Source organism: Pseudomonas proteolytica (genome assembly GCF_007858275.1).
Classification (GTDB): domain Bacteria; phylum Pseudomonadota; class Gammaproteobacteria; order Pseudomonadales; family Pseudomonadaceae; genus Aquipseudomonas; species Aquipseudomonas proteolytica.
On record NZ_VFEV01000027.1, the window covers coordinates 75683 to 85735 of the forward strand.

General features: G+C 51.1%; 6 protein-coding genes. 3 read left to right on the plus strand and 3 right to left on the minus strand.

The window, feature by feature from the left end; genetic code table 11:
- Nucleotides 1-398 precede the first annotated feature (398 nt).
- The 3 genes from FIV38_RS19420 to FIV38_RS19430 are packed head-to-tail and all read left to right on the plus strand — an operon-like array spanning nt 399 to nt 7332.
- Nucleotides 399-2732 carry a type I restriction-modification system subunit M gene (locus tag FIV38_RS19420; RefSeq protein WP_092230710.1) on the plus strand — a complete coding sequence of 778 codons (2334 nt, stop codon included), beginning with the start codon at nt 399-401 and terminating at the stop codon, nt 2730-2732.
- Entirely contained in the window at nt 2732-4069 is a 1338-nt protein-coding gene (locus FIV38_RS19425; protein WP_050514012.1) for a restriction endonuclease subunit S, read from the plus strand. Before FIV38_RS19420 ends, FIV38_RS19425 begins: the two co-directional genes overlap by 1 nt.
- The gene (locus FIV38_RS19430; RefSeq protein ID WP_092230712.1) at nt 4066-7332 is read left to right on the plus strand and encodes a type I restriction endonuclease subunit R; all 3267 of its coding nucleotides are present in this window, start codon (nt 4066-4068) and stop codon (nt 7330-7332) included. The genes FIV38_RS19425 and FIV38_RS19430 overlap by 4 nt, the downstream gene beginning before the upstream one ends.
- A gap of 102 nt (nt 7333-7434) precedes the next feature.
- On the opposite strand, the gene FIV38_RS19435 is transcribed toward FIV38_RS19430, so the two are convergent.
- The 3 genes from FIV38_RS19435 to FIV38_RS30115 all read right to left on the minus strand — a co-directional run.
- A complete protein-coding gene (locus FIV38_RS19435; protein WP_047543313.1) occupies nt 7435-8556 on the minus strand; it encodes an endonuclease NucS domain-containing protein in 1122 nt (373 codons plus the stop codon).
- 168 nt (nt 8557-8724) lie between these two features.
- Complete coding sequence (locus FIV38_RS19440) at nt 8725-9813, minus strand: DUF4236 domain-containing protein (RefSeq protein WP_077431196.1); 1089 nt, start codon at nt 9811-9813, stop codon at nt 8725-8727.
- A gap of 59 nt (nt 9814-9872) precedes the next feature.
- On the minus strand, nt 9873-10053 hold a 181-nt coding region (locus FIV38_RS30115), incomplete at its 5' end, for a hypothetical protein (protein ID WP_146492572.1).

The window sequence follows — 10053 nt, forward strand, 5'->3', positions numbered from 1 at the left end:
GTGGATAATTTGGGTCAAGACTCCAATTTTCGGGAGTTCTGCGGCTGTGGATGAAATTATCCAGCGGTGGAAATCTGTGGTTTTCCACAGACCGTTTGCGTGGGCTTTAGATTTTTTAAGTGAGGTCCATCCAAGCAGGGCGGCTTTGCAGCCCCGCTTGGATGGACCCGCGTGGAGGGGCGGACAACGGTGATCTCACAGGGTTACCCACGTCTGGATGCGCCACGGATATTTTGTAGGGAAGTGATCGTCACCTCCCGCCCCCAACCTATTGAGTGAAATATCCAACTGAGGCCATCACCGCTCGCAGTCGTTGCAGCATAATGCGCCCCAGTTAGATTCATCACCGAGCTGCACAGTGGTTCAGCAGCTTTCGAGCACTACAAGGACTTCAGAACATGTCGCAAGCCTCCAACAATCTGGCCGCTTTCATCTGGTCATTGGCCGATTTACTCCGTGGCGACTTCAAGCAAAGCCAATACGGCCGGATCATTCTGCCGTTCACCTTGCTGCGGCGCCTGGAGTGTGTGTTGGAGCCGACCAAAGCAGCGGTGCTGATTCAGCATGAAAAACTCCTGCAACTCAATCACTCCGAAGAAGCCCAAGAAAAACTGTTGCTAAGAGCTAGCGGTGGGCTTTCGTTTTTCAACACCTCAAAAATGGATCTCTCCAAACTCGGTGAAGCGGGCATCAAAGCCAACCTCGAATCCTATCTGCAGGGTTTCTCCAAGGACGCCCGCGAAATTTTCGAACACTTCAAATTTAGCGAGTTCATCGGTCAGCTAAACGATGCCAATCTGCTCTACAAGATCGTACTACGGATTCGAAAGACCGACCTAAGCCCCACAGCGGTCTCCAACCACGATATGGGTCTAGTGTTTGAAGAACTAATCCGTCGTTTTGCGGAAAGCTCGAATGAAACCGCCGGGGAGCACTTTACCCCACGCGATATCGTGCGCCTCACCACCTCCCTCGTATTTATGGAAGACGATGATGCGCTGACCAAGCCCGGCATCATCCGCACCATCTACGACCCTACGGCCGGGACGGGCGGTTTTCTCTCATCCGGCATGGAATACGTGCATGAGCTGAACCCCCAGGCGGTGATGCGAGCTTATGGTCAGGAGCTCAACCCTGAGAGTTATGCCATCTGCAAAGCTGACATGCTGATCAAAGGCCAGGATGTCAGCAACATCAAGCTCGGCAACACCTTGTCGAACGACCAGCTCTACGCCACTGAATTTGACTACATGCTGTCCAACCCACCCTTTGGCGTGGACTGGAAAAAGATCGAGCAAGAAATCAGCGACGAGCACACACACAAGGGTTTCAGTGGCCGCTTTGGCGCGGGTTTGCCACGAGTAAGCGATGGCTCCTTGCTGTTCCTGCTGCACCTGCTCAGCAAGGTACGCGACGGCTCCCAGGGTGGTGGCCGGATTGGCATTATCCTGAATGGCTCGCCATTGTTTACCGGCGGTGCCGGCTCCGGCGAATCAGAAATCCGCCGCTACATCCTGGAAACCGATTTGCTCGAAGCCATAGTCGCGCTGCCCACCGACATGTTCTACAACACCGGCATCTCAACTTACATTTGGGTATTGTCCAACAAAAAAACCCAAGAGCGTAAGGGCAAGGTTCAACTGATCAATGGTGTGAACCTGTGCGGCAAAATGCGCAAATCCCTCGGTTCCAAGCGTAATGAAATGGACGAAAGCGATATTGCCACAGTGATACGCGCCTTCGGCAGCTTTGCCGCAGTCGATGCCTACGAACTCGACAAACAAGCCGCACAAAAAAGCAATCGCGGCCGCCAGGCAGCCAACCCCAAAGCCGAGGCAGCCAAGACCTTCGCCAGCAAGATTTTCAGCACCCACGAGTTCGGCTATCGGCGTATCAGCATTGAGCGCCCATTGCGGTTGTCTTGGCAGTTCAGTGACGAACGCGTTGCAACCTGCCGTTTCGCCCCCGGCGCCCTTAATAGCGCCATGCAGTGGCTCTATCAGGAATACAGTGCCATAGAGGGTGAGAGCTGGAGCGATGGCGACAACTGCAAGCTCTACGGTGATCTGAGTACCCATGAAGAGGCCGTCCGTCGTTACTGCAAGCTGCATTTTGCTGAGCTGAAAGAGAAGCACATTAAGGATCTGCTAAGCAGAACAACCTGGATGAACCAAAAGCGGCTGTTGCTCAAGACGCAACAGTTGCAGGCAAGCATCGGTGCTGCCCAGTATGACGACTTCAACACCTTTGAGGAGGCCGTCAAAGCTGCCTGCAAGGAACAGGGCATTGCCTTGGACGCCAAAGACAAAAAGCAGATCATCGATGCCGTGAGCTGGAAGAACCCAGCCGCCGCCAAGGTCATCAAGAAGGTTCACAAAACCAAAGCCAATCCACTGTATGGATTTTTTGGCGTTGACGGAGAAGTACTGGAGTATCAAGCCGACAGTGAGCTGCGCGACAACGAAAACGTCGCGCTCGATCCGAGTCAGAGCGTTAATGCCAGCAATGAGGCTTACTTCCTAAAAGAAATTCAGCCACACGTGCCAGATGCTTGGATAGACGCCAGCAAAAAAGACGCTAAGGATCAGCAAGTTGGTATTGTCGGGTATGAAATCCCCTTTAATCGGCATTTTTATCAGTATCAGCCGCCGCGAGACTTGGTAGAAATCGATGTCGATCTGGATGCAGTATCCGCTGAGATTATGCAGTTACTACAAGAGGTGCATTCGTAATGGCCGGACGATATAAGCCATACTCTCAATATAAAGATTCTATGGTTGAGTGGCTAGGAAAAATCCCTAGCCATTGGAAACTGGTGCGCATTAAAGAATCGGCACACGTAATCAATGGCTACCCATTTGACTCAAAGCTATTTGAACCATCATCGGGCATCCCTCTTGTTAGAATTCGCGACATAAACTCATCGAAAACAGAAGTTGGGTATATCGGCAAGGTACCGCCAGAGTCGCTAATAACCGACAATGATATATTAGTAGGAATGGACGGCGACTTTAATGTGGCAAAATGGAAAGGAGGAGAAGCCGCATTAAATCAGCGAGTCGCCTGCATTCGGGCACCCAACCATTCCTTACAAGATTTTATTTTTTACTCGCTTCCATTCAACATGAAAATAATTAATGACTTAACGTATTACACAACGGTTAAGCACTTATCGAGCACAGACATTCTTAAAACACGACTGGCGCTCCCTCCTGAAGACGAGCTTACCCACATAGTTAACTTCCTCGACCGCGAAACTGTTAAAATTGATAGTCTAATAGAGCATCAACAACAAATCATTCAACTACTAAAAGAAAAACGTCAAGCCGTAATCAGCCATGCTGTCACTAAAGGTTTGAACTGCAACGCTAAGATGCGCGACTCGGGTGTTGAGTGGCTGGGGGACGTTCCGGAGGAGTGGACTGTTTGCCGCATCAAGCACGTTGCCAGGTTGGAAAGTGGACATACTCCAGATAAAAAAATTGAGGAGTATTGGGTCGATTGCGATATTCCGTGGGTATCGCTCAACGACTCATCTCAATTAAAAGAAGTCGACTACATCAGCGATACTGCATTTTATCTGAATGAAAAAGGTATAGCCAACTCTTCAGCCCGAAAGCTTCCCGAAAGATGCGTAGTTTTCACCAGAGATGCAAGCATCGGTTTGGCGGCAATCACGACAAGGGTTATGGCTGTATCGCAACATATTATTGCTTGGGTATGCAACGAGAAAAAAGTCATTCCAGAATACTTATTGCTTATTTTTTACGCCATGAAAGATGAGCTCGATCGATACACCTTCGGTGCAACTTTGAAAACAATTGGCATGCCTGACGTAAACAAACTGATTGCTGCCTTCCCTGACATTGAAGAGCAGAAGCAGATCATTGATCATGTTTTTAAATCCAGGGAAAAACTTGATCTATTGATTGCGAAAGCTGAACAATCAATAAAAATCATTAAAGAACGCCGTACTGCCCTAATCTCAGCCGCCGTTACCGGCAAGATCGACGTGAGAGATTGGGTTACTCCGAAAAACAGTCAAACCAACAAGGAAGTAGCCGCATGAGTTCATTGGATGGAGGCAAGGCCAACGAGCTAATGTTTCAAAACGATATGCTCAAGCATTTGCTCAGTAACGGTTGGCAGCTGGGTAAGGCGGAGCACTACAACCGTGAACTCGCCCTGTATCCCGAAGACTTGCTCGGTTTTGTGCAAGACACCCAGCCTCAGCAGTGGCAAAAATTCTGCATCCTCTACCCAAACAACCCCAATCAGAGCTTTCTTGAGCGAGTCGCCACCCAGCTGAATAAAACCGACCCCAATGCCGCCAGCAAAGAAATGCGCACCTTCGGCACGCTGGGCGTGTTGCGCCATGAATTACGTGACCGTGGCACCCGTTTCAGCTTGTGTCAGTTTAAACCTGAGCACGATCTAAACCCCGACACCTTGGCTCGCTATGCTAAGAACCGCTGCCGTGTCGTGCCTGAGGTGATTTATTCACCTTGGGCAAGCCAAGAACATCTCGAACAAACCGGCAGCAAGGCCAAAGCCTGGCGGATTGACTTGGTGTTGTTTGTAAACGGCTTGCCGGTTGCCACGCTGGAGCTGAAATCCGAATTCAAGCAGGCCGTGCAGAAGGCCATTAAGCAATATAAAACCACGCGCTTGGCCATCGACCCAATAACCAAAAAGCCCGAACCGCTGCTGACCTTCAAGCGTGGTGCGTTGGTGCATTTTGCGGTGAGCCAATACGAGGTTTATATGGCCACGCGGCTGGAAGGCACTGATACCTTCTTTCTGCCGTTTAACAAAGGCACAAAGGCAGGCGGTGCCGGGAACGATGTGCCGTCAGACATTAACCAGTACGCCACCGATTACCTGTGGAACGAGGTCTTACTCCCCAGCAACCTACTGTCGATCCTCGGGCACTTCGTGCACCTGCAAATTGAAGACAAAGAAGATTGGGAAGGCCGTAAATACAAGAAAGAAAGCCTGATTTTTCCGCGTTACCATCAGTGGGATGTGGTGAATAAACTGGTCACGGCGGCCCGCACCGAAGGCCCCGGTCATAAGTACCTGATCCAGCACAGCGCCGGTTCCGGCAAGTCCAACTCGATTGCCTGGGTAGCGCATCAGCTTTCGGCGCTTTATGACAACCAGGGTTGTAAGCAATTCAACTCAGTGATTGTGGTGACGGATCGCACCGTGCTGGATGATCAGCTGCAAGACACGATCAACCAGTTTGAACACGTCGATGGCGCGGTTGGCCGCATCAATAATCAGGAAGGCGACGGTTCCAAATCGGAAAAGCTCGCCGCAGCGCTGGAAAACTCGCAGCCGATTATTATCGTCACAATCCAGACCTTTCCCTATGTGCTGCGCGCCATCGAAAACAGCGTCAGCCTGAAAGAGCGCAGCTACGCGATCATTGCTGACGAAGCCCACTCCTCGCAAACCGGCTCTACCGCCCGCCAGCTAAAAGAAGTGCTGATGATTGAGGCCAAGGCTAATTGTGAGGACGAACTTAGCACCGAGGACATTCTCGATGCCGCCGTGGCTTCACGCCGCGTGTCGAAAAACCTCAGTTACTTTGCATTCACCGCTACGCCGAAAACCAAGACGCTGGAGCTGTTTGGCCGTTTGCCCAAGCCAACTGAGCAGCCCTCTAAAACCAATAAGCCCGCGGCCTACCACGTGTACAGCATGCGTCAGGCCATTGAAGAGGGTTTTATTCTCGATGTGCTGAAGAACTACACCAACTACAAAGTGGCCTACAACCTGGCGCAAAAAATCGACAAGGCTGATCAGGAGGTCGAAAGCAAGAAAGCCAAGGTCAAGCTCAACCAGTGGGTGCGCCTGCACGAATACAACATCGCGCAAAAGGTGCAGGTGATTGTTGAGCACTTTCGCAACAACGTGATGGGCCTGTTGGGCGGTCAAGCCAAAGCCATGGTGGTCACCAGCTCACGCAAAGAGGCCGTGCGATACAAGCTGTGTTTCGACAAATACATCGTCGATAAGGGCTACCAAAAAATCCATGCCATGGTGGCATTCTCCAGTGAGGTGGAGTTCACAGAGAAAGACCCAAATGCGGTCGCGTTACTCGGCAACAAATACACCGAGAACAACATGAACCCCAACCTCAAAGGCCGCGATATGCGCAAAGCCTTTGATAGCGATGATTATCAGGTGATGATCGTTGCCAACAAATTTCAGACCGGCTTTGACCAACCCAAGCTCTGCGCCATGTACGTGGACAAAAAACTCGGCGGCGTCGAGTGCGTGCAGACCCTGTCGCGCTTGAACCGTACGTATCCCGGCAAGGCGGACGTTGGCACGTTCATCCTGGACTTCTTCAACGAGCCGCAAGACATCCTCGATTCGTTCCAGCCGTACTTTCAGACGGCAGAGCTGGCAGATGTTTCCGATCCAGACTTGATCTTCGATTTGTTTGAGAAGCTCAACGCGGCAGGCATTTACAAGTCCAGCGAGGTTGAGCAGTTCTCCGCAGCCTTTTTCATCAAAAACAAAAGCAATGCGGCGATTGCCAACATTTGCAAGCCTGCGGTCGAACGCTGGACGAAACGCTACAAGTTGGCGGTTGATGCCTACGCACACTCGAAAGACATATTTGAGAGAATCAAAAAGACTCAGGATGCAGTGTTGGTCGCCAACGCTGAAAACGACCTGAAGGAATGCAAGCAAGCCAAGGACGCCCTGGACATCTTCAAAAAGGATCTGGGCACCTTTGTGCGTTTCTATGAATTCATGTCGCAGATCGTCGATTACGATGATAAGCAGCTGGAAAAGCTCAGCCTATACGCACGCAATCTAAGCCCAATGCTGCGTGAAGCCGCTGTGGATGAGGATGATATTGACCTCACTGGTGTCGTGCTCAGCCACTACCGCGTTTCGAAAATACGCCAGCAAGATCTGAAGCTAAAAGAAGACTCGCCCGACTATAAGCTCGTGCCAGGTGAGGGGCTTGGATCAGCGGCTGCGAAGGACAAAAAGGAAGAGCTGCTTTCACAGATATTAGAACGGCTCAATGAGCTGTTTGTGACGGACCAACTGACTGAAAAAGACATGGTAAATTACGCCTATACCATCCGTGACAAGGTCAGTGAAAACCAGTTAGTTATGCAACAACTGGCAAACAATACTCCCGAACAGGCATTGCTTGGAAACTTCGCCAATGCGGTTGATGACGCGATTATGGACAGTGGCGATGCCCACCAGAACCAGATGATGCAACTGCTCTCTGACCCTGCTAAGGCCAGTAAATTTGCCAGAGTGGTTTTCGATTTACTTAAGCTGGCAGACCAATAATCGCATGTCCCACCGCAGGTGGGACTTTCTCCAGACTAAAAGAGATACTGACTGTAGGTGCTACTGAACAAGTAATTGGGCAGCAGGCTGCTGCCCAATTTATCAACTGCCAGGAACGCTCGCGACCTCAGTAGCTGCCACTTCATCGAAACGCGGAAATCGCTGCTTTAATCGCTCAATCGTCCACCGCCACTTCGGCGTAGTCGGACGGCAAACCGTATTCTGATTCCCAAACATCCCAATCTCTCGTACTGCCTGGCTCACCGGCACGCTTTGCAGCCATTGGATCGGAACAAAATAGTCGCAGCGCTCCGGATCGTCAGCAAATTCTGCATGATAATTGGCGCGCGTTGCGACCTCTAGCACCGGCCGCTCCTCGCCGTCTTGCATCACTGTGAACTCGTTCGCAGGTGTGGACGTGCCAAGAACGCGTCCTACGCCGACATAGCCTTGCTGCGGAATGTTTACCCAGATCCGATCTCCCGGAGACAGGAGCTGCAGGGTCTTGCTGTACCACGCGCCTCCACCGCCGGAAATAAAACCGAACTCCACAGCATCGGCCCATGAGCGCGAGGCAGAATCGCCGAACGAACAGTAGAACTCGCCGTTCCAAGGCTCGCTATGCCCTTCGCTCGTCGACGCGGCGTTCACTTGAGTCTGAACAGGATCGAGTAACCAGGATCGACTCAGTAGCTGTTGATCGCCCACCTGGAAAATTTGAAAACAGAGCACGTTGATCGGAATATCTCGCTTGCTGAGGTACTCAACGATTCGCTCGCTGCTGACATCCAACTCTGTGGCGACGATGATCAGTTGGTGGCTTTTATTCAAATCATCGTCGTCTAGCACACGACCAAAGCGCGCTAAAAAATCTGCATACAAGCTACTTCCGGGGCGGAACCGTTGGTAAATCGCCGCGATTTCGTTCTCACGGAGACTCTCGACCCACACGGCGTAATCGAGGGTCTGAGCAACGACTTCACGGGGCGTGCGGTCTCGTTTGAGCTCAATTAGTACCAGATTTCCATCAGGAGCAATGGCCAATAGATCAATGCGCCCCCCCATACCAGTGCTTTCTTGCCTACCTATCAGCATCCACTCATCCGAGAGAATGCTTGGGGAGCTGATGATCATTTCTTCCAGTAGCTGCTCACTGGCCAATCGGCTTTGGCGAAGCTTATTGGGTGTAAGGCCGACGGTCCAGACGTCCGTTTTGATAGGCAAGCTGTGAGTCCTTGATGAAATTTTTTATGATAAAACTGGATTTCGCCGTCGAAACTCCGACCACGCAACAATCGCTGGTAGATGCTGAATTAGTTAGCGAGCTACTGACCAAATCAACATTCCATACATGCGTGAAACTCGGGCACGAATACGAGGAACTAGGTTGCCTCAGCTTACTCGCTCAGAAGGCATAACCCGTGCAAGGTCGAGAATAGCCTTGGCAAAAGCCTCTCCCACACCATTTCGCGAGATTTGTACGACCTCATTCAGACCCGTGGTGCTAGACAACTTCAATTCATCGTAAAGACAAACAGGGAGTTCACGATTGTTTTTGAATCTACGATCAGGGCCACCCTTCTTGTTAACAAATTGCCACGTCCTGTCGACTACCGTGGCATCCCTGGGAAGCGAAGCACTTTCAATAAACCGCTTCGCATTGACCTGCAACTGCAGCTCTCGATAGCTAACCGCGCCCACACTTTTCTCGTCATAAATCAATACACGATCAGGGAAGAAATGCAGCGTTTGGCGCCCAACAACCATGGAGATAGTTTCTATATTGGTTTTTACATAAGGTGGTGAAGACCGAGCAATAGTCGTTTTTTTCCGACGTACAAGATTGCTCGCACCAGCGTGATACTTACGATCATGAACGGCGCCTTCGGCCTCGATATGCCAGGCCGCATCTGCTGCCGAAACCTGCTGGCCACTGCTGTGCAGTGCTTCGTAAGCTTCTTCCATCTCGGCGTCAAAATCGTAAAACAGTACAACCGTCTTAGCCATCGTATCGCGTACTGCAGAGGCAATTGTTAGGACTGAACCGAGGATAAGCGCACCCCACATAGTCCCAATGGACCAACCATTACGCAGGCCAAGAAATACTACGAGGATTCCTAGGACACCAACCCATGGCCAAAGCCGCCATCTTGCCTGCTTCGCATTCATTTCATCGAGCAAATCACGTGAGGATGAATCCACGATTTGCGAAGCATCCGCGGACTCGATCTCGACTAAAGGGGCGTGAGTGCCCTCAGGTATTACCGTAGTTTCAACGTGAGGCAAAAAAGGCGGCTTATCGTTGGTCCTTGGTACGGTAGCCCGGTAGTACAGGCCTCCCCGCCCCATATGAACGTAATTGCCTCGAGGCCCGGTCCCGATGCGTAGGCCTTTCAATCCCACCGAAACGCCCACACCCTGCTGGGACAGATTGAAACGAAACAGACCTACTCTGACGCTCTTACGAATATAGAATCCCATTAACATTCCTTGATACAGCTTGAACATCCACTGTTAGGCGCTGACTCACTGCTCGCCAATCACAAGCAATACATCGTCGATATACCGCCCTTCCGCACCATGGGTACCATTACGCTGTTGCCGCTGACCGAAAACTGACCCAGTAGAGGCTGTTCTGCCGACTGAAAACTGACCCAGGTGTTCAACTGCTTCTGCTCACTTTTTGAGCAGGAGAACACAGGGTGATCAGCATGGAAATGT

What these genes read in the sequence shown, in the direction of transcription:
- FIV38_RS19425 (WP_050514012.1), top strand. Translation starts at nt 2,732, where the DNA reads ATGGCCGGACGATATAAGCCATACTCTCAATATAAAGATTCTATGGTT.
- FIV38_RS19430 (WP_092230712.1), top strand. Translation starts at nt 4,066, where the DNA reads ATGAGTTCATTGGATGGAGGCAAGGCCAACGAGCTAATGTTTCAAAAC.
- FIV38_RS19420 (WP_092230710.1), top strand. Translation starts at nt 399, where the DNA reads ATGTCGCAAGCCTCCAACAATCTGGCCGCTTTCATCTGGTCATTGGCC.
- FIV38_RS19440 (WP_077431196.1), bottom strand. Translation starts at nt 9,813, where the DNA reads ATGGGATTCTATATTCGTAAGAGCGTCAGAGTAGGTCTGTTTCGTTTC.